This window comes from Streptomyces sp. NPDC001070 (genome assembly GCF_053598835.1).
Genome location: NZ_JBSFLB010000014.1, coordinates 99,408 through 118,683, shown reverse-complemented (window position 1 = coordinate 118,683; position 19,276 = coordinate 99,408). Strand labels below are relative to the sequence as shown.

Below are 19,276 nucleotides of genomic sequence, written 5' to 3'. Positions count from 1 at the left end.
GGTTGGCCAGGTACTCGTACCGGGTCATCACCACCGGGTCGCCGGTGGTGATGCCCAGCCGCCCGGCGATGGCCGGCGGGGCGGTCGTCGTCACGGTCGAGGCCTCCCAGTCCACCGCCGTCCCGGCACCGGTGACCCGTGTGGCGAAGGGAGAGTCCACGGCACCCGTGCTGCGGTCGAGCGTCCCGCCATGGCTGCGTACCGAGGTACGCACGCCACGGGAGTGACGCTCAGCGAAGCGGCACGGAGAGCCACGACGGATCATCCGCGGGGGATGAGAAGGTGAGCCCGGAGAAGGCCGGATTGTGCTCGATGTAGAGGGGGTCGACGGTGTCGACGACCACGGCGAGCCGGTGCCCGGCGGGGACGTCGTAGGCGGTGGAGTACAGCTCCAGGTCCACGCCGAACGGGGAGCCCGGAGTGCGGTCGGTGAAGGTGTACGGGGCGTGGCTGACCAGCTTGCCGACGCCGAGGGAGTTCACGTCGTAGAGGTAGGCGATGAAGGTGCCCCGGGAGGCCGAGGGGGTCACCGTGGTGTGCAGTACGGGGGTGCCGCGGACCTGCTGCGCGGCGTCGTACCGCGGGCTCTTCCAGACCGCGGCGAAGGCGCGCGGCAGCAGCGGGACGGAGACGGCCGGCGGTGCCTGGGCGATCTGGTCGGCGAGCGAGGACAGGAAGATGATGCCGCCGTCCGCGCCCGAGTCGATGTTCGCGGTGATGTGGCGGGTGCTGTCCAGGGCCAGTCTCCGGGTGGTCGAGGGTACGCCCGACCAGCTGCCGTAGCCCTCGTAGCCGCCACCGCTGCGGGAGGCGAGGCGGACCGGCTGCTCCTTGTCGATGCCGTTGTCCTCGCCCTTGAGGTAGTGGTCGAGCCAGCGGCGGGTGTCGGACCACACGTCGTTGGGCAGGCCGAGCAGGCCGGGTATCTCTGCGGTCGCGTGGTCGCCGGGGCGGAACTCCAGGCGCTTGGGGACGGTCAGCCGGTCGTAGAACGACGCGAGCTGGTTGGGCGAGAAGATGGTGTCGCCCCAGGCGTTGGCCAGCATGACGGCGGTGCCGTTGGCGTTGATCCGGTCGAGGTAGGTACCGGGGGAGCGCATCCTGCCCCACGCGATCAGCTCGTCCTCCTGGTCGTAGTCGGAGGCCAGGAAGTCGGTGAGGACCTGCTGGAACTCGGCGCTCGGCCGGCCGGTGAGGTAGCCGGCGGCCCCGAGCAGCAGCGTGGACTGCAGGTGCTGGGTGCGCCCGCCGTAGATCGACTCGGTGAGGTCCGCCCAGCCGCTCAGCGCCGCGACCACCTTCACGCGCGGATCGTGCGCCGCGCCCATGAGGGTCAGCCCGGCGCCGTAGGAGACGCCCGCCATCCCGATCCGGTCGGGGTCGGCGGGCGTGTTGGCGAGCGTCCAGTCGATGACCTTCGAGATGTCCGCGACATCGAGCGGCCCGGCGACGTCGATCTTCCCGCCGGACAGGTAGAAGCCGCGCGCGGTGTAACTCACCACGACGTAGCCGGAGTCGGCGAGCTTCTGGGCCTGGGCCAGGTACTCCAGGTCGTTCAGGCCCCAACTGCTGGGCAGGACGACGACGGGGTGGCGCTCGGCAGCGTCATGGCTCGAAGGGGTGAAGACGTTCCCCTTGAGGGTGATCCCGCCGGCTCCCGGGATGTCGACGAAGCGAAAGGATGAGGAGGAAGCGGTGGAGGAGGAGGTGCCGGCCGCGGGGGCCGAGGCACTCGGGCCGGCGACGGGCGTCGCGTGCGCGGCGGGAGCCGCGATGCCCAGTGCCGTGGTGGCGAGCAGGACGGCGGAAAACGTTCCCGCCGCGGTGCGAGGCGTTCTCATGGCGGCTCCAGATGTCCCCGTGACAAAGTGACTGGAGAGTAACCAGAGCCGCTTACCGCTGGTAATAGGGCTGCGTGTTACGCACTGGTAACAATTCTCCCGGGCTGAGGGAACGTCAGTCCGTCGAGCGAACTTCCGGCACATCCATTGACGTCGGCCACGCACGGCGCCGAATCTGAACCCGTCAGCGTCGACAGGGGGAGGGCCCGATGGGTGTCGGACGTGCATCGATTCTGGGAACGGCAGCGGCCTCGGCCGCACTTGTGCTCACCGGCGTGAGCGCGGTTCCGGCCACCGCGCACACGCAGCACGGCCAGGATCACGGCAATGGCCACCGGGACGCGTATGTCGCGCTCGGGGATTCGTACACGTCGGGACCGCTCATCCCCGACCAGGTGGACGCCAACTGCGCCCGCTCGAACCACAACTACCCCTCGCTGGTGGCCCAGCGGCTGAGAGGCGCCACCCTCACCGATGTGAGCTGCGGCGGGGCCACCACCGCCGAGATGTGGAAGGCGCAGGGCAGCAACCCGCCGCAGCTCGACGCCCTGAACCGGCGCACCACCCTGGTCACCCTGCAGATCGGCGGCAACGACATCGGCTTCGGCGGCATCATCCGCACCTGTGCCGGTGCCGCGGCCGCCGATCCGGCCGGCAACCCTTGCGAGAAGTACTACACGGCGGGCGGCACCGACCAGTTGCGGGCCGCGGTGGAGGCGACGGCCCCGAAGATCGACGCCGTGCTGGACGCCGTCAGGCACCGTGCGCCCCGGGCCCGCGTCGTGGTCGTCGGCTACCCGGCCCTGCTCCCCGACAGCGGTGTCGGCTGCCGCCCGGCCGTGCCGTTCGCCGACGGGGACTTCGCCTACCTCCGGGACACCGAGAAGCGGCTCAACGCCATGCTGGCCCGGCGCGCGAAGGCCGCGCACGCGACCTACGTCGACACATACACCCCGACCGTCGGCCATGACATGTGCACCGCGCCGGGCGTCCGCTGGATCGAGCCGCTCACGCCGGCCGTACCGGCCGCGCCCGCCCATCCCAACGCGCTGGGCGAGCAGGCGATGGCCGACGCCGTCCTGGACCGGCTCTGCGTGCGTGGCCGTATATGACCGGCAGTGCCGCGGGGGTTCCCGCCCCCGCGGCACCCGTGCGGCCCGCGGCCGTCATTCCGCGGTCACGGCCACCGGGCGGCCGACGGGGGTCCTGGCCTCGCGCGTGACGTCGGCGACGACCTCCACCACGTCGGGTCCGTAGGCTTCGGAGTTGATGACCTTCAGCAGCAGGCAGAAGGTGCCGTCCACCCCGTACTTGCGGGACAGCCGCTGATGGTGGCGGCTCAGGTAGCGGACGGCGGCCTGATTGTTCACCCCGCGCTGGCCGGAGGCGAGGAAGACCGGGCGGCTGTTCCCGGTGTTCTCGTCGGCGGCCAGCCGCGCCAGCAGGACGTACTCCACTCGCCCCTTCTCCATGCGATAGGTCTCACCGCCCACCGTGAGTGCGCCCTGGTCGGCGGCGGGTCCGGTGAAGTCGTTGACCTCGAATCCGGGGAGCATGGAGCGCAGGTGGGCCGCCATGCGCTGGTTCGATATGGGGCCGCCGATGCAGAACTCCGTCCGTGCGCCGAAGCCCTGCCACGCCGAGTCGTGCGGCAGGATCTCGGCGTGCGCCCCGCACTCCTTGATCAGCGCCGACAGCTCGATCAGCGCGAACACGTCATGGCGCGCCACGCTCCACCCCCGTGTCGAGCCCGCGTCCCGGTTCACCACCAGCAGGCACTCGGAGCCCGTCGGCAGTCCGAAGAAGCGCTGTTTGCGGCGGAGCCCGCGCCGCCACAGATACGCGCGGACGAACCAGCCCAGCGCGGCGCTGATACCACTGGCGGCCAGTCCCAGGACGATGTTGCGCACGTCGTCGCTCATGGGCCGGGATCGTAGTTGAGGCGTTCCTGACGAGGAAGGCGGGGTGGAGTTAGGCTGCCGGGACGGTCGCCCCAGTGGAGGTCCACGTATGCGTCGTCACGCTGTACGGAGTCTGTCGCTGCTCGCCGTAACCGCCACGGCCGCCCTGTCGGTGGCCGCGGCCCCGCCCGGACCGGCGGCCCCGGCCCGGGACGCGCCACCGGCCAAGGTCCCGCTCGCCGTCGGCTACGGGGGCGCGGTCTCCAGCGTCGACGCCGAGGCCTCCGCCGCCGGCATCGAGGTGTTGCGGCGCGGCGGGAACGCCGTGGACGCCGCGGTCGCCACCGCGGCCGCCCTGGGCGTCACGGAGCCGTACTCCTCGGGCATAGGCGGCGGCGGTTACTTCGTCTACTACAACGCCCACCAGCGCAAGGTGTACACGATCGACGGCCGGGAGACGGCCCCGAAGAGCGCCACCGACCGGCTCTTCGTCGAGAACGGCCGGCCACTCGCCTTCAACGACGCCGTGACCAGCGGACTGAGCGTCGGTGTCCCCGGCACCCCCGCGACCTGGGACACCGCCCTGCGCACCTGGGGCAGGCGCAGCCTGGACGACGTGCTGCGGCCCGCCGAGCGCATCGCGCGGGACGGCTTCACCGTCGACGCCACGTTCCGCAGCCAGACGGAGGCCAATCAGGCGCGCTTCAAGGACTTCCCGGCGACCGCCGCGCTCTTCCTGCCCGGCGGGCAGCTCCCGGCCGTCGGCTCCACCCTCAAGAACCCCGATCTCGCCCGCACGTACGCCGAGCTGGGCCGCAAGGGCGTCTCCGCCGTCTACACCGGCGGCATCGGCGCCGACATCGTGAACACCGTGCGCAAGCCCCCGGTGGACCCGGCCGCGACGCGGGTCGTCCGCTCCGGCGACCTCACCACGGCGGATCTCAAGGCCTACAAGGCCAAGCCGCAGAGCCCGACCCACGTGTCGTACCGCGGGCTGGACGTCTACAGCATGGCCCCCTCCTCCTCCGGCGGCACCACGGTCGGCGAGGCGCTGAACATCCTGGAACGGACCGGGAAGCTGTCCCGGCTCTCCGAGGCGCAGTATCTGCACCGCTTCCTCGAGGCCAGCCGGATCTCCTTCGCCGACCGCGGCCGCTGGGTCGGCGACCCGGCCTTCGAGAAGGTCCCGACCGCCGGTCTGCTGTCCCAGGCGTACGCCGACTCCCGCGCCTGCCTGATCAAGGACGACGCGGTGCTGACCAGCCCGGTCGCCCCGGGCGACCCGGCGCATCCGGCGCGCTGCGCCGACGGCGGCAAGGCCGCCCCGGCGACGTACGAGGGCGAGAACACCACGCACCTCACGGTCGCCGACAAGTGGGGCAACGTCGTCTCGTACACCCTCACCATCGAGCAGACCGGTGGCAGCGCCATCACGGTCCCCGGCCGCGGTTTCCTGCTCAACAACGAGCTGACCGACTTCTCGTTCGTCCCGGCGAGCCCCGCGGTCCACGACCCGAACCTCCCCGGTCCCGGGAAGCGGCCGCGCTCCTCGATGTCGCCGACCATCGTGCTGAAGAACGGCCGGGTCGACTTCGTGCTCGGCTCGCCCGGCGGCGCCACGATCATCACCACCGTGCTGCAGGTCCTGACCGAGCACGTCGACCGCGGGATGCCGCTGGTGGACGCGATCGCGGCGCCGCGCGCCAGTCAGCGCAACGCCGCGACCACCCAGGTCGAGCCGGCCTTCCTCGCCAGTGACGTGGCGGCGGAGCTGAAGGACATCGGTCACAGCTTCGCCGACGCGGGCGAGATCGGCGCCGCCACCGGCGTCCAGCGGCTGCCGGACGGGCGCTGGCTCGCGGCCGCCGAGACGGTGCGCCGCGGCGGCGGCTCGGCGATGGTGGTTCAGAGCACCACGCGGTAATGGGTCGTCAGGCGCCGCTCGTCGTCCAGCACGTGGAAGGCGACGCCGGGCGGCGCCGAACGGTCGGCCACGGAGCCCTCCGCCTCACCCTCCCACGGCATGCGCAGCGTCCACGTCACCCCTGGCGCGGCGATCAGCGGCCGCCCGGCGAAGGTCGTGGCGGCGGGCGTGTGCGCGTGCCCGGTCAGGACGGCGGCCACCTCGGGGTGCGAGGCGAGCAGCTCCTCGAAGGCCCGTGTCCGGCCGAGCCGGTAGCCGTCGGGCAGCGGATGGTGCAGCGCGACGGGCGGGTGGTGGAAGGCCACCAGCGCGGGGGTCCCGGGGGCCAGGCCGTCCAGCGTCGCGGACAGCCACTGCAGGGTCTCCTCGTCCAGGAGCCCGTCGTCCTCGCCCGGGATCGTGGAGTCGCACATCAGGACCGCCGTCCCGGCGACGAGGTGCGCCCGGTTCACCGGTCCCTCCGTCCCGGCCTCGCCCAGCAGTGCCTTGCGGTAGGCGGGGCGCCGGTCGTGGTTGCCCGGGCAGGGCAGCACCGGGAACGGTGCGGCCAGGATGCGGGCGGCTTCCTCGTACTCGGCCGGAGCGCCGTGGTCGGCGATGTCCCCGGTGACCAGCAGCGCGTCCGGCGGCCGGTGGAGACCGCGCAGGTAGGCCATGACGCGGGTGGCGCGCTCCGTCGCGCGATCGGTGCCGTCGAGATGCAGGTCGCTGATGTGAGCCAGCAGCATGGGCCGCTCCCCTCCAAGCTTAATGCTTAATTTCGCTTTAACCATTAGAACGGTAGAGTGTGATCGGCGGACGATCAAGAGGAGGGTGGGCGCCGTGGAGCGCTACGTGGCTCTGGAACTGGCGAGCACCATCCGGCACGACGGCGACGGAGGCGTCGCCGACGACCTCGGTGATGCCGGCGCGCTGACCGCGTGGGTCCGTGAACGCCTGCCCGATGCCGGCGACTTCGTGGCGGACGAGGCCGTGCTCGTCGACGTCCTGGCCCTCCGCCGCGCCGTACGCTCCCTCTTCGCCCGCGCTGTCGCGCCCGGCCCGCCCAGCTCGGCCGATGCCCACCGCCTCATGCCCGTCGAGGAGGCCGTCGTGCGCCTCAACGCCGCGGCGGCGCGGCTGCCCGTAGTCCCGCGCCTCGACTGGACGGCGGAGGCCGCCCCCGTGGCCCGGCTGATTCCCGCCGTGGGCCCGGCCGATCCTGCCGCCCGGGTCGTCGCCGAACTCGCGCGCGCCGCTGTCGACTTCCTCGCCGGCCCGCAGCGCGAGCGGCTGCGGGCGTGCACCGCGCCCCGGTGCGTCCGGTACTTCGTCAAATCCCATGGCCGTCAGGAGTGGTGCAAGCCGTCCTGCGGCAACCGCGCCCGTGTCGCCCGCCATTACCGTCGCCGGGACCCGGAGGCGGTTCAGGACTGAGGCCCCTCCCGGCCGTCCCCCGCGACAGGGGGCGCACCGCGGCACCTCCGCGCGGGGTGCGGGCGCCCGTGCAGCCTCCGCTCCCGGAGTGAAAACTCTCCGTAGCGCTCCCGTAACACAACTGGTGTCGAATGCCAGGCGGACCACACGCTTCCGCCGCCCGGCGGCGGACAGGGAGGAGCGACAGTGGAACGCGGGCCGCGCAGCCAAGTCACGGCGTCAGTAAGCGAGTTCGCCCAGTACCTCCGGGGGCTTGCCGCCGCAGCCGGCGACTCGCCCGGCTGGTTCGCGGTCTTCGCCGAACGCGATCCCGACGGTGTACGGGCCTACCTCGACGGCGCCGACGTCCCGCCGTGGGACGTCGTCCTCGCCCTGCTCCAGGACGTCGCCGCCGTACGCGGCACCCACCTGGGGGAGGCGGTGGTGGCGCCCGCGCGGCAGCTGCACGCCGCCGCGGTCGCCGCCCACGACGCAGCCCCGGGCGGCGAAGCGGCGCTGCGCGCCCGGCTCGACGCCCTGCTCGGTGAACGGCAGTACACGGTGGTGCGCGAGCGCGACGTCGCGGAAGCGCTGCGGAGCGCCGCCACCCCCGCCGAGGCCGAGCGCCTCGCCAACGACCTCGCCTGGGCCCGCGACGACCGGGAACGGGCCGTCGCGCGCTGCGGGGAGGTCCAGGCGCGCCTCGACGCGGTCCGCTCCCGTCCCGCCTTCCTCGACGAGTGGTTCCGCCCGCCCGGGAACCCGGCCCCCAGCGTGCCGGCGCCCCGTGCCCCGGTCGCGCCCCCGCGCCCGGAGGGCGACGGCCCGGCCCCCGCACCCGGCCCCGGTGACGGCGCCCCCGCACAGGCACCGGCGCCCCAGCGGTCCTTCGGCCGCGCGCGCAAGGAGCGCTCCCGCGGCGGCGCGCGCTACGGCGGGGCCCGGTTCGCGGGGGCGCCCGAGGCGGACGTGGTCGCGCCACCTGTCGCAGCGGCGCCGGAGGAGCCCGCGGGGTCCCCCGGCCCCCGGGGAGCGCGCTTCGCCGGCGCGGCGGACCAGGGCACGGTCCATGCCCGCGAGCCCGAGCACCGGCGCGCGGACGCCCGCGAGGCGCAGGCCCGCAGGGAGGTCGCCCGGACGACCGCGGTACGGATGGCGGAGCTGCGCCGCACCGGCCGCAGCGGCGAGGCGTACGTCCTGATGAGCGAGGCAGTGGCCGGTCCACCCGAGGACGTCCCCGAGCTCGCCGCCGCGCTGGAGCGGTCGGGACTGGCCGCCGACGTGGCCACCCTGCTGTGGGAGCTGGCCGCCCAGCCGCCGCACCGCCTGGCGGACGCCGCGACCGCTCTGGACGCCGCCGGCCGCGGCGACGACAGCCGCACCCTGCTGCACCAGGCGGCCGCCCGGCCCGCCGCCGAGGTCGCCGGCACCGCGGCCGCCCTGTGCGACGCCGGGCACCGGGACCGGGCGCTGACCCTGCTGGTGGCCCTGGTCCGCGCCCGCAGCCCGGAGACGGCGGTCGGCATCGCGTACGAGCGCTACGACCTCGTCGGCCCGCTCCTGGACGCGGCGGGACTGGTGTCGGTGTCCAAACGCCGCGACGTGGCCGCCGCACTGCGCCGAGCGGGTCTGCCCGACCGTGAAATCTGATCGGCTTCGTTGAGTAACGGCTCCGGTATTGCCACAGTGGGCTGTGGGCTCTTACGTTCGTCCCAGCGCCGGATCTACGTGCGTAGACCAGCCCGCCGTTCCGGCGTGACCTCGCGTCAAAGGAGCTGTCATGCCCAATGTCGTACGCGCCGCGCTCGTCCAGGCGACGTGGACCGGTGACACCGAGTCGATGATCGCGAAGCACGAGGAGCACGCCCGCGAGGCGGCCGCGCAGGGCGCCCAGGTGATCGGCTTCCAGGAGGTGTTCAACTCCCCCTACTTCTGCCAGGTGCAGGAGGCCGAGAACTACCGGTGGGCCGAGCGGGTGCCGGACGGGCCGACCGTCCAGCGCATGCAGGCCCTCGCCCGTGAGACCGGCATGGTGATGGTCGTGCCGGTCTACGAGATCGAGCAGGACGGCTTCTACTACAACACCGCTGCCGTGATCGACGCCGACGGCAGCTACCTCGGCAAGTACCGCAAGCACCACATCCCGCAGGTCAAGGGCTTCTGGGAGAAGTACTACTTCAAGCCCGGCAACCTGGGCTGGCCGGTGTTCGACACCGCCGTCGGCAAGGTCGGCGTCTACATCTGCTACGACCGGCACTTCCCCGAGGGCTGGCGGGCCCTCGGCCTCGCCGGCGCGCAGCTGGTCTACAACCCCTCGGCCACCCACCGCGGGCTGTCCTCGTACCTGTGGCAGCTGGAGCAGCCCGCGGCGGCCGTCGCCAACGAGTACTACATCGCCGCCATCAACCGGGTCGGCCAGGAACCGGACTACGGCGACAACGACTTCTACGGCACTTCCTACTTCGTCGACCCGCGCGGCCAGTTCGTGGGCGACGTCGCCTCCGACAAGGAGGAACAACTGATCGTGCGTGACCTGGACTTCGACCTGATCCCCGCGGTGCGCCAGCAGTGGGCCTTCTACCGGGACCGCCGCCCTGACGCCTACGGCACCCTGACGGAGGCGTGATCTCATCCATGACCATGACCGAGAACCCGCACAGCGCGCTCCACTCCCGCCACAAGGCAGTGATGCCGCAGTGGCTGGCGACCTACTACCGGGAGCCGATCGAGATCACCCACGGCGAGGGCCGCCACGTCTGGGACGCCGAGGGCCGGCAGTACCTGGACTTCTTCGGCGGCATCCTCACCACCATGACCGCGCACGCCCTGCCGGAGGTCACCGCCGCGATCCGCGAGCAGGCAGGGAAGATCCTGCACTCCTCCACGCTCTACCTGAGCTCCCAGGCCGTGGAACTCGCCGAGCGCATCGCCCGCCTGTCGGGCATCCCGGACGCACGGGTCTTCTTCACCACCTCCGGCACGGAGGCGAACGACACCGCGCTGCTGCTCGCCACCACGTACCGGAAGTCCAACCAGATCCTGGCGCTGCGCAACAGCTACCACGGCCGTTCCTTCTCCGCGATCGGCATCACCGGCAACACCTCCTGGTCGCCGACGAGCCTGTCGCCGCTGCAGACGCTGTACGTGCACGGGGGCGTCCGCCACCGCGGCCCGTACGCGCACCTGTCCGACGCCGAGTTCACCGCGGCGTGCGTGGCGGACCTGGAGGACATGCTCGGGCAGGCCAACGGCCAGGTCGCCGCCCTGATCGCCGAGCCGATCCAGGGTGTCGGCGGCTTCACCTCGGGCCCGGACGGGTTGCTGGCCGCCTTCAAGGAGGTCCTCGACCGGCACGGGATCCTCTGGATCACCGACGAGGTGCAGACCGGCTGGGGCCGTACCGGCGAGCACTTCTGGGGCTGGCAGGCGCACGAGGGCTCCGGCCCACCGGACGTCCTCACCTTCGCCAAGGGCGTGGGCAACGGTCTGTCCATGGGCGGCGTCGTCGCCCGCGCCGAGGTGATGAACTGCCTGACCTCCAACTCCATCTCTACCTTCGGCGGCAGCCCCATCACCACGGCCGGCGCGCTGGCCAACCTCCAGTACCTCCTCGACCACGACCTGCAGGGCAATGCCCGGCGGGTCGGCGGCCTCCTCAAGTCGCGGCTCGAGGCGATCTCCGCCGGGCTGCCGGTGGTCCGCGAGGTGCGCGGCCGCGGGCTGATGCTCGGCATCGAGCTCACCTCGCCGGCCGCCGCGACCCTGGTTCTGGAGGCCGCCCGTGAAGGGGGCCTGCTGATCGGCAAGGGCGGCCGCAGCGGCGACGCGCTGCGTATCGCCCCACCGCTCTCCCTCACCGTCGGCGAGGCGGAGGAAGGGGCCTCGGTCCTGGAGTCCGCGCTCAAGCAGGCGCAGAGCGAGCTGGGCGACGGCCCGGCCTGACCACGCGTCACGAGGCCGGGGCCCAGCGGCCCCGGCCTCCCGGCCCGGGCGCCGCGGTCAGAGCGCCAGGTCGGCCACCAGCGGCCGGTGGTCGGAGACCGGAACCTGCGGCGTCGTCACGGCCCGCACGGCTTCCCGCCGGACCCCCGACGCCAGCACGTGGTCGAACTGCACGGTGGGACGGTGCGAGGGGTAGGTGCGCGCACGGGCCAGAGCCCGCCAGGCCCCGCCCAGCACCAGGGCCGGCACCGGGCCCGGCAGATTGAGATCGCCCAGGAGCAGGTGCGGCCGGGGCAGCCCGGCGATCCAGCGGCGGACGGCGATCAACTGGCCGGTGTTCCAGCCGGGGACGAAGGACAGGTGCACGGCGACCACGGTGAACGGGCCGCGTTCGCCCTCCAGCACGGCGGCCAGCGCGCACCGCTGCTGGTCGGTGACCACCGCGAGCCCGGGCCGCCCGGCCACCCTCAGCGGCAGACCCAGGGGCGCGGGGGGCAGACGCCGGGCCCGCCACTGCCGCACCGGGAGACGGGTGAGCAGCGCGATCCCGTGCGACGGCCCGCCTGCCCCGGCCGCCGCCTCCTCCGGCCCGTACACGCGGAGCCCGCGCTCGGCCGGGTCGTGCACCCATCCGGTGCCCGGCACCAATCGGCCGTGCACCGCCGACGCGTACCGCCACTCCCGCGCGCCCGCCGCCGCCGCGGCGACCGCGGCCTGGTCCTCCCGGCCCGACCGTTCCTGGAAGCGGTCGAGCTCCTGCAGCGCGAGGACATGGGGGTCCAGGGCGGCGACGGCCCGGGCGAGCGGCTCCCCGGCCGCGACACCGGTAGGGAGAGGGGCGGGCTTGCCGTCCCTGATCGGCAGGCCGTGCAGCACATTGAAGGTCGCGAGCCTCATCCGCCCGACAATAGGCGGGGGCGGGGGTCGACGGGTATGGATGGTGCGCAGTCACCTCGCCGGTGCGGCAGGCCCGGTCTGCGGAAGTGGGCGTACGGCGGATAGGCCTTGAAGGCGATGTCGATCTCGGGCCCGCGCCATCCGTCGCCGGGCGCGAGGAGTGGGGTGAGGCTGGCCACCAGCGCCGCGTGGCCCTTCACCACGCCCTTCTGGCGCGGACCCCAGCCGGCCGCCCACGCCAACTGCGCGGCCGCGAAGGCGAACGTGCCACGACTGCCGATGAGGAACAGCGTGCGGGCATGACCGACCGGCCGCAGCCGGTCGCGCGCCCCCGTACGCCCGTACTGCTGCCACCAGACGTCGCCGTCGCGCTCCGTCCGCGCCTCGTCCGTACGGACCGTCAGGGGCACCCCACCGGTCAGCCGGCGGCGCAGGCGGGGCCACGCGCTCGCCCGCAGGCCCAGCGAGTGGTGGGCCAGTACGAGGTCGACGCGGCCGCCGCACGCCTCCAGGTACGCCTCCTCGTCCAGGGGGACGCCGCCGCGCAGCGGGACGTGGACGAGGGTGTGCCGCGAGTACGCCGCGAAGGAGAACAGCCCGGCCAGTGCCGAGAGCCCCGCGTGGTCGCCGACCAGGAAGCCGTACCCGGCCGGGTCGGTGAGCGCAGTGTGGCGCAGCGGATGCCAGGGCTGCACGACGCGGTGCTCCACCGGGCCCGTGCGCGCGCGGAAGTGACGCAGTCTCAGGCGCACGCGGGATCCCTCATCCGCTCATCCTGGGCGTGCCACCGCGACGGGGCAACGCGATTTCGCACGTCGCCGTATGCAGACCCTCGCGCCCGGTTCATGGCATATTGTGAACGTTCGCCTTGCGGGGGTGCGGAGGAAACGCGATCGTCCCCGTCGATTGACAGCAGTGGTATTGCCACCGTGGGTAACGGGTCATACGTTTTCCACCATGGCGGGGTCTACGTGCGTAGAGCCGTTCTGACATGGCATCGAGGTCTCCGGGGACCCCGCCCTCAGCCATTGGAAGGAGTGGGAGCATGAGCCGCATCGTCATCCGTGGCGGACTGGTCGTCACCGCCGCCGAGGAGATCCACGCCGACGTTCTCGTCGAGGGGGGCCGGGTCACCGCCCTCGCCTCGCACGACTCCGACCTGGCACAGGGCTGGACCGCGTCCGCCGACCGCGTCATCGACGCCACCGGCAAGTACGTCATCCCGGGCGGTGTCGACGCGCACACCCACATGGAGCTGCCCTTCGGCGGCACCTTCGCCTCGGACACCTTCGAGACCGGCACCCGGGCGGCCGCCTGGGGCGGCACCACCACCATCGTGGACTTCGCCGTCCAGTCGGTGGGCGAGTCGCTGCGCGGCGGCCTGGACGCGTGGCACGCCAAGGCCGACGCGCAGTGCGCGATCGACTACGGCTTCCACATGATCCTCTCCGACGTCAACGAGGACACCCTCAAGGAGATGGACATCCTCGTCGAGGAGGGCGTCACCAGCTTCAAGCTGTTCATGGCCTACCCGGGCGTCTTCTACAGCGACGACGGCAGGATCCTGCGGGCCATGCAGCGCGGCGCCGACAACGGCGGCCTGATCATGATGCACGCGGAGAACGGCATCGCCATCGACGTCCTGGTCGAGCAGGCGCTGGCCGCCGGCAAGACCGACCCCCGCTACCACGGCGAGGTGCGCCACGCACTCCTCGAGGCCGAGGCGACCCACCGCGCCATCCGGCTCGCCCAGGTCGCGGGCTCCCCGCTGTACGTCGTCCACGTCTCCGCGCAGCAGGCCGTCGAGCAGATCGCCGTCGCCAGGGACCACGGGCTGAACGTCTTCGGGGAGACCTGCCCGCAGTACCTGTTCCTGTCCACGGACAACCTCGCCGAGCCGGACTTCGAGGGCGCCAAGTACGTCTGCTCCACGCCGCTGCGCCCCAAGGAGCACCAGGAGGTCCTCTGGCGGGCGCTGCGCACCAACGACCTGCAGGTGGTGTCGACCGACCACTGCCCGTTCTGCTTCGTGGGCCAGAAGGAACTGGGCCGGGGGGACTTCTCGAAGATCCCCAACGGTCTGCCGGGGGTGGAGAACCGGATGGACCTGCTGCACCAGGCCGTGGTGGACGGGCGCATCAGCCGCCGTCGCTGGATCGAGATCGCCTGCGCGACCCCGGCGCGGATGTTCGGCCTCTACCCGCGCAAGGGCACGATCGCGCCGGGCGCGGACGCCGACATCGTCATCTACGACCCGGCCGCCGAGCAGGTCATGTCCGCGCAGACCCACCACATGAACGTCGACTACTCGGCCTACGAGGGCAAACGGATCACGGGGCGGGTCGAGACCGTCCTCTCCCGCGGCGAGGCCGTCATCGACAACCGCGAGTACGTCGGACGGGCCGGCCACGGCCAGTACACCCCGCGTGGCACCTGCCAGTACCTCGTCTGAGAAAGGCACGTGGCCCCATGGACTTCGGACTCGTCCTGCAGACGGACCCGCCCGCCGCGGAGGTCGTCGAGCTGATGCGGCGCGCCGAGCGCAACGGCTTCACCCACGGCTGGACCTTCGACTCGGCCGTGCTGTGGCAGGAGCCCTTCGTCATCTACAGCCGGATCCTGGCGAACACCGAACGGCTGGTCGTCGGCTCCATGGTCACCAACCCGGGCACCCGTACCTGGGAGGTGACCGCCTCCACCTTCGCCACGCTCAACGAGATGTTCGGCAACCGCACGATCTGCGGCATCGGCCGCGGTGACTCCGCGATGCGCGTCGCGGGCCGCAAGCCCAACACCCTCGCCCGCATCGAAGCCGCGATGCACGTCATCCGCGAACTCGCCGAGGGCCGTGAGGCCGACCTCGGCAGCGGCACCGTCATCCGCATTCCCTGGATCAAGGAGGGTGCGAAGCTCCCGGTGTGGATGGCCGCGTACGGGCCGAAGGCGCTGGCGATCACGGGGGCGAAGGCCGACGGCTTCATCCTGCAGCTCGCCGACGTCTACCTGACCGAGTGGATGGTCAGGGCGGTCAAGGACGCCGCGGTCGCCGCGGGGCGCGACCCGTCCGAGGTGAAGATCTGCGTGGCCGCGCCCGCCTACGTCACCGAGGACGACTCGCCGCGGGCGCTGGCCCACGCCCGCGAGCAGTGCCGCTGGTTCGGCGGCATGGTCGGCAACCACGTCGCCGACCTGGTGAGCAAGTACGGCGAGCACTCCGCCTCCGTGCCCGACGCCCTCACCGACTACATCAAGGCCCGTCAGGGGTACGACTATTCGCACCACGGCCGCTCGGGGAACCCCGACACCGCGTTCGTCCCCGACGAGATCGTCGACCGTTTCTGCCTCCTCGGCACCCCCGAGCGGCACATCGAGAAGCTGCGCGCCCTCCAGGCCCTCGGCGTCGACCAGTTCGCGGTCTACGACATGCACGACGCCAAGGAGGCGACCATCGACGCCTACGGCTCCACCGTCATCCCCGCCTTCCGCGGCTGAGGGGGAGCACCACGCCCATGCAGGTCCCCACACCGCCGGCCCAGATCACCCACCCCGGCGGCCGCGTCGAACTCCCCGTCGGCGCGGCCGCGCCGCACGGCCGTTACGCCAACGAGGACCTGCTGCCGATCCCGGTCGCCAAACGGCACTGGACCACCTACAACTTCACCGCGCTGTGGATCGGCATGGCGCACAACATCCCGTCCTGGACCCTCGCCTCGGGCCTGGTCGCCCTCGGCATGGACTGGAAGCAGGCGGTGCTCACCATCGCCCTCGCCAATGTCATCGTGCTCGTGCCGATGCTGCTGACCGGCCACGCGGGACCCAAGTACGGCATTCCCTTCCCCGTCCTGGCCCGCTCGTCCTTCGGGGTGCGCGGCGCCAACCTGCCCGCGATGCTGCGCGCCGCCGTGGCCTGCGCCTGGTTCGGCATCCAGACCTGGATCGGCGGCCAGGGCATCTTCGTCCTGCTCGGCAAGATCTGGGGCGGCTGGACCGGTGCGGCCCACGTCGCGGGGTACCCGTGGACGCTGTGGGTCTGCTTCATCGCCTTCTGGGCCCTGGAACTCGCCATCATCTACCGGGGCATGGAGACCCTCCGCCGCTTCGAGAACTGGGCCGCGCCCTTCGTCCTCGTCGGTGCCGTCGTCCTGCTGATCTGGATCACGAACAAGGCGGGCGGCTTCGGACAACTGCTGAACCAGCCTTCCGCGCTCGGCTGGGGCGGTGACTTCTGGAAGGTCTTCTTCCCCGCCCTCATGGGCATGATCGGCTTCTGGTCGACGCTCTCCCTCAACATCCCCGACTTCACCCGCTTCGGGGCCGGGCAGCGCGCCCAGGTCTGGGGCCAGACCCTCGGCCTGCCCACCACGATGACCTTCTTCGCCGTCCTGTCGGTGCTCGTCACCTCCGGCTCCGAGGCGGTCTACGGCGAGGCCATCTGGGACCCGGTCGAGCTGGCCGGCAAGACCGACAACGTCATCGGGCTGCTGTACGCGCTCGTGACCGTGCTGGTCGCCACTTTGAGCGTCAACATCGCGGCCAACGTCGTCTCCCCGGCGTACGACCTGTCCAATCTCGCGCCCCGGCACATCGACTTCCGCACCGGCGCGCTCATCACGGGCGTCGTCGGGGTGCTGATCTTCCCGTGGAAGCTGACCTCCACCCCCGAGCTGTACATCTTCACCTGGCTCGGCGTGGTCGGCGGTGTCCTCGGCACCGTGGCCGGCGTCCTCATCGCCGACTACTGGGTCATCCGCCGCACGCACCTGCTCCTGCCCGAGCTGTACGAGGCCGGCGCCGGACACTACTGGTACCGGGGTGGCTGGAACTGGCGGGCGGTGCTCGCCCTCGCCGTGGGAGGGCTGCTGGCGATCGGCGGCTCCTACTCCACCGTCGACGCCAAGGGCCACAAGCAGCGGCCGTTCCCCGTCGACGGTTTGATCCCGCTGCTCAAACCGCTCGCCGACTACGGCTGGGCGGTCGGCCTGGGCACCTCCTTGGTGATCTACACCGCCCTCATGTGGAGGGCGCGGCCTGCCCCGCACCCGGCGTGAACCCGCCAAAGCCACCGCGGGTGCGCGGCGCCGCGGGCGATCTGGTCTGATGGAGGAGTGATCGATGACGCACTCTTCAAGGCGGTCGAGGACACGGTGCGCGCGGCCGCCGAGGCGGAGGTCGTGCCGCGCTGGCGGCAGCTGGGCGCCGCCGACATCAGCCACAAGACCAGACCGGGGGACCTGGTCACCGTCGCCGACCGCGAGGCGGAACTGCGGCTGGCCGAGGAGCTCCAGGCGCTGCTGCCCGGCTCCGTCGTGGTGGGGGAGGAGGCGGTGCACGCCGACCCCGGTGTCCTGCGGCGCATCGGCGGCGACGACCCGGTGTGGATCGTCGACCCCGTCGACGGCACCGCCAACTTCGTCGCCGGCAGGCCCGAGTTCGCCACGCTCGTCGCCCTCGCCCGGGGCGGCGAGGTCCACGCCTCCTGGACGTACGTGCCGCAGCTGGCCCTGATGGCCACCGCCCGGCGCGGCGGGGGCGCCCTGCTCAACGGCGAGCCGATCCACACCGCCCGCGACACCGGAGAGCCCGTGCTCAAGGTCGCCACCTCGCAGTTCGCCTTCCTCGACGAACAGGAACGGCGCCGGTTCGAGGGGCTCGGCAGCGGCGGCGTCGAGGCCCGCCAGTGCACCTGCGCCGGGCTGGACTACCTGGAGGTCGCCCGGGGCGCCATCGACGCCGTCGCCTTCACCTGGGAGTCCCCCTGGGACCACGCGGCCGGGGTGCTGCTGGTCGCCGAGGCCGGCGGCGCCAGCGTCACCGCCGACGGCGCGCCCTTCCGTATCGGCGGCGGCAACACCTTCCCCTTCTCCGTGGCGCGCGACGAGGCGACCGCGCGACGCATCGTGGACCTCATGGCGGGTGGCCGATGAGCAGGGCGCACATCACGGACGTGATCGTCGTCGGCGCCGGGCCCAACGGCCTCACCGCCGCGGCCGAACTCGCCCGCGCCGGGTACTCCGTGGAGGTCTTCGAGGCCGGGGACCGGGTCGGCGGCGGCGCGCGCACCGAGGAACTGACCCTGCCGGGCTTCCTCCACGACCCCTGTTCCGCCGTCCACCCGTTCGGCGCGGGCTCGCCCGCCTTCAACGCGATGCCGCTCGCCGACCACGGCCTGCACTGGCTCCACCCCGAGCTGCCGCTCGCCCACCCCTTCGACGACGGGACCGCGGCGGTGCTGGACCGCACCGTGGGAGCGACCGCCGCCTCCCTCGGACCCCGCGACGCCGGCACCTACCGGCGGCTCATGGCCCCGTACATCGGCCGCTGGAAGACCCTCGCCCACGACTTCCTGCGCCCCCAGTGGCAGGGCCTGCCGCGCGACCCGCTGCGCTTCGCGAGCCTCGGGCTGACCGGGCTGCCGCCGCTGGCCGTGCTCGCCCGGCTCTTCCACGGCCAGAAGGCCCGCGGGCTGCTGGCCGGCCTCGCCGCCCACGCCGTGGCCCCGCTGACCAGCCCGCTCACCGGCGCGACGGCGCTGATGTTCGCGGTCTCCGGGCACGAGGTCGGCTGGCCGCTCCCGCGCGGCGGCTCCCAGGCCCTCTCCGACGCCCTCGCCTCCTATCTGCGGCTGCTCGGCGGCACCATCCACACCGGTGTCATGGTCCGCAAGCTCGACGAGCTGCCGCCCGCCCGCGCGTACGTCTTCGACACCTCGCCGACCGCGCTGGCACGCATCGCCGGGCTCGGCGACGCGTACCGGAACTACCGCTACGGACCATCGGCCTGGAAGATCGACTACGCCCTGGACGGTCCCGTGCCCTGGACCGCCGCCGAGCCCCGGCGGGCCGGCACCGTGCACCTCGGGCCGACCCTCGGCGAGATCGGCGACGCCCTGAACCGGGCGGTCGGCGGGCAGCCGCCGCGCGCGCCGTTCCTCATCACCGCGCAACCCAGCCTCGTCGACCCCGGACGCGCCCCCGAGGGCAAGCACGTCTTCTGGGCGTACGGCCACGTGCCCAACGGCTGGCGCGGCGACGCCACCGAGGCCGTCGAGCGGCAGATCGAGCGCTTCGCCCCCGGTTTCCGCGACCTCGTCCTCGCCCGGGCGGTCAGCGGTCCGGCCGAACTCGCCGCCCGCAACGCCAACTACGTCGGCGGCGACTTCGGCTGCGGCGCCTTCGCCGGCCTCCAGACGGCCTTCCGCCCCAAGCTCAGGTGGAACCCGTACACCACCTCCCGCCCCGGTGTCTTCCTCTGTTCCTCCGCCAGCCCGCCCGGACCGGGCGTCCACGGCATGTCCGGCCACCACGCGGCCCGCGCGGTCCGCCGGCACCTGGAAGGCACGGCCCGGGCACGGCTTCGCCCGGGCAGCGACTAGCATC

The 19,276-nt window shown here is 72.6% G+C and carries 17 protein-coding genes; 12 read left to right on the top strand and 5 right to left on the bottom strand.

Annotated elements, in window-relative coordinates; translation table 11 throughout:
- Positions 1-2 precede the first annotated feature (2 nt).
- Positions 3-227, top strand: a complete 225-nt coding sequence (locus tag ACWDAS_RS18885) for a hypothetical protein (protein WP_450391915.1) — start codon at positions 3-5, stop codon at positions 225-227.
- A 3-nt stretch (positions 228-230) separates the two neighbouring features.
- Here the strand turns inward: ACWDAS_RS18885 and ACWDAS_RS18880 are convergent, their stop codons facing one another.
- The gene (locus tag ACWDAS_RS18880; RefSeq protein WP_450391912.1) at positions 231-1,841 is read right to left on the bottom strand and encodes a CocE/NonD family hydrolase; all 1,611 of its coding nucleotides are present in this window, start codon (positions 1,839-1,841) and stop codon (positions 231-233) included.
- A 209-nt stretch (positions 1,842-2,050) separates the two neighbouring features.
- On the opposite strand from ACWDAS_RS18880, the gene ACWDAS_RS18875 reads away from it, so the two are divergent.
- Complete coding sequence (locus ACWDAS_RS18875) at positions 2,051-2,953, top strand: SGNH/GDSL hydrolase family protein (protein WP_450391909.1); 903 nt, start codon at positions 2,051-2,053, stop codon at positions 2,951-2,953.
- A 54-nt stretch (positions 2,954-3,007) separates the two neighbouring features.
- Here ACWDAS_RS18875 and ACWDAS_RS18870 read toward each other — a convergent pair whose 3' ends face one another.
- Complete coding sequence (locus tag ACWDAS_RS18870; protein WP_450391906.1) at positions 3,008-3,763, bottom strand: hypothetical protein; 756 nt, start codon at positions 3,761-3,763, stop codon at positions 3,008-3,010.
- A gap of 88 nt (positions 3,764-3,851) precedes the next feature.
- Between ACWDAS_RS18870 and ggt the strand changes: the two genes are divergently transcribed.
- Entirely contained in the window at positions 3,852-5,666 is a 1,815-nt protein-coding gene (gene ggt, locus ACWDAS_RS18865) for a gamma-glutamyltransferase (protein ID WP_450391904.1), read from the top strand.
- Here ggt and ACWDAS_RS18860 read toward each other — a convergent pair.
- Positions 5,648-6,394 (bottom strand): phosphodiesterase, encoded by a 747-nt coding sequence (locus ACWDAS_RS18860; protein ID WP_450391903.1) that lies wholly within the window; start codon positions 6,392-6,394, stop codon positions 5,648-5,650. The two genes, ggt and ACWDAS_RS18860, sit on opposite strands and share 19 nt — an antisense overlap.
- 94 nt (positions 6,395-6,488) lie before the next feature.
- Here ACWDAS_RS18860 and ACWDAS_RS18855 point away from each other — a divergent pair, with 94 nt between their 5' ends.
- The 4 genes from ACWDAS_RS18855 (at position 6,489) to ACWDAS_RS18840 (ending at position 11,003) form a co-directional block, all read left to right on the top strand.
- Positions 6,489-7,082 carry a CGNR zinc finger domain-containing protein gene (locus ACWDAS_RS18855; protein WP_450391901.1) on the top strand — a complete coding sequence of 198 codons (594 nt, stop codon included), beginning with the start codon at positions 6,489-6,491 and terminating at the stop codon, positions 7,080-7,082.
- 186 nt (positions 7,083-7,268) lie between these two features.
- The gene (locus ACWDAS_RS18850; RefSeq protein ID WP_450391898.1) at positions 7,269-8,711 is read left to right on the top strand and encodes a hypothetical protein; all 1,443 of its coding nucleotides are present in this window, start codon (positions 7,269-7,271) and stop codon (positions 8,709-8,711) included.
- A 130-nt stretch (positions 8,712-8,841) separates the two neighbouring features.
- Positions 8,842-9,687, top strand: coding sequence for a nitrilase-related carbon-nitrogen hydrolase (locus ACWDAS_RS18845; protein WP_450391895.1), 846 nt, complete (start codon positions 8,842-8,844; stop codon positions 9,685-9,687).
- Between the two features lie 14 nt (positions 9,688-9,701).
- Entirely contained in the window at positions 9,702-11,003 is a 1,302-nt protein-coding gene (locus ACWDAS_RS18840) for an aspartate aminotransferase family protein (protein ID WP_450392135.1), read from the top strand.
- Between the two features lie 57 nt (positions 11,004-11,060).
- On the opposite strand, the gene ACWDAS_RS18835 is transcribed toward ACWDAS_RS18840, so the two are convergent.
- Both ACWDAS_RS18835 and ACWDAS_RS18830 read right to left on the bottom strand, forming a co-directional pair.
- Positions 11,061-11,900: an endonuclease/exonuclease/phosphatase family protein gene (locus tag ACWDAS_RS18835; protein ID WP_450391892.1), complete on the bottom strand. Its 840-nt coding sequence runs from the start codon at positions 11,898-11,900 to the stop codon at positions 11,061-11,063.
- Entirely contained in the window at positions 11,897-12,652 is a 756-nt protein-coding gene (locus ACWDAS_RS18830) for a hypothetical protein (RefSeq protein ID WP_450391890.1), read from the bottom strand. The genes ACWDAS_RS18835 and ACWDAS_RS18830 overlap by 4 nt, the downstream gene beginning before the upstream one ends.
- A gap of 293 nt (positions 12,653-12,945) precedes the next feature.
- Between ACWDAS_RS18830 and hydA the strand changes: the two genes are divergently transcribed.
- Genes hydA through ACWDAS_RS18805 form a run of 5 tightly spaced genes read left to right on the top strand, consistent with a single transcriptional unit; the run spans position 12,946 to position 19,272 of the window.
- Positions 12,946-14,352, top strand: a complete 1,407-nt coding sequence (hydA, locus tag ACWDAS_RS18825) for a dihydropyrimidinase (protein ID WP_450391887.1) — start codon at positions 12,946-12,948, stop codon at positions 14,350-14,352.
- Positions 14,353-14,369: 17 nt separating this feature from the next.
- Positions 14,370-15,392: a TIGR03842 family LLM class F420-dependent oxidoreductase gene (locus tag ACWDAS_RS18820; RefSeq protein ID WP_450391884.1), complete on the top strand. Its 1,023-nt coding sequence runs from the start codon at positions 14,370-14,372 to the stop codon at positions 15,390-15,392.
- Positions 15,393-15,409: 17 nt separating this feature from the next.
- Positions 15,410-16,948, top strand: a complete 1,539-nt coding sequence (locus tag ACWDAS_RS18815; protein WP_450391881.1) for an NCS1 family nucleobase:cation symporter-1 — start codon at positions 15,410-15,412, stop codon at positions 16,946-16,948.
- Between the two features lie 57 nt (positions 16,949-17,005).
- Positions 17,006-17,824 (top strand): inositol monophosphatase family protein, encoded by an 819-nt coding sequence (locus ACWDAS_RS18810; RefSeq protein WP_450391879.1) that lies wholly within the window; start codon positions 17,006-17,008, stop codon positions 17,822-17,824.
- The gene (locus ACWDAS_RS18805; protein ID WP_450391877.1) at positions 17,821-19,272 is read left to right on the top strand and encodes a phytoene desaturase family protein; all 1,452 of its coding nucleotides are present in this window, start codon (positions 17,821-17,823) and stop codon (positions 19,270-19,272) included. Before ACWDAS_RS18810 ends, ACWDAS_RS18805 begins: the two co-directional genes overlap by 4 nt.
- Positions 19,273-19,276: the final 4 nt, after the last annotated feature.

Coding starts and splice junctions, on each gene's coding strand:
- ACWDAS_RS18860 (WP_450391903.1), bottom strand. CDS start 6,394: ATGCTGCTGGCTCACATCAGCGACCTGCATCTCGACGGCACCGATCGC.
- ggt (WP_450391904.1), top strand. CDS start 3,852: ATGCGTCGTCACGCTGTACGGAGTCTGTCGCTGCTCGCCGTAACCGCC.
- ACWDAS_RS18875 (WP_450391909.1), top strand. CDS start 2,051: ATGGGTGTCGGACGTGCATCGATTCTGGGAACGGCAGCGGCCTCGGCC.
- ACWDAS_RS18815 (WP_450391881.1), top strand. CDS start 15,410: ATGCAGGTCCCCACACCGCCGGCCCAGATCACCCACCCCGGCGGCCGC.
- ACWDAS_RS18880 (WP_450391912.1), bottom strand. CDS start 1,841: ATGAGAACGCCTCGCACCGCGGCGGGAACGTTTTCCGCCGTCCTGCTC.
- ACWDAS_RS18845 (WP_450391895.1), top strand. CDS start 8,842: ATGCCCAATGTCGTACGCGCCGCGCTCGTCCAGGCGACGTGGACCGGT.
- ACWDAS_RS18835 (WP_450391892.1), bottom strand. CDS start 11,900: ATGAGGCTCGCGACCTTCAATGTGCTGCACGGCCTGCCGATCAGGGAC.
- hydA (WP_450391887.1), top strand. CDS start 12,946: ATGAGCCGCATCGTCATCCGTGGCGGACTGGTCGTCACCGCCGCCGAG.
- ACWDAS_RS18805 (WP_450391877.1), top strand. CDS start 17,821: ATGAGCAGGGCGCACATCACGGACGTGATCGTCGTCGGCGCCGGGCCC.
- ACWDAS_RS18840 (WP_450392135.1), top strand. CDS start 9,702: ATGACCGAGAACCCGCACAGCGCGCTCCACTCCCGCCACAAGGCAGTG.
- ACWDAS_RS18820 (WP_450391884.1), top strand. CDS start 14,370: ATGGACTTCGGACTCGTCCTGCAGACGGACCCGCCCGCCGCGGAGGTC.
- ACWDAS_RS18870 (WP_450391906.1), bottom strand. CDS start 3,763: ATGAGCGACGACGTGCGCAACATCGTCCTGGGACTGGCCGCCAGTGGT.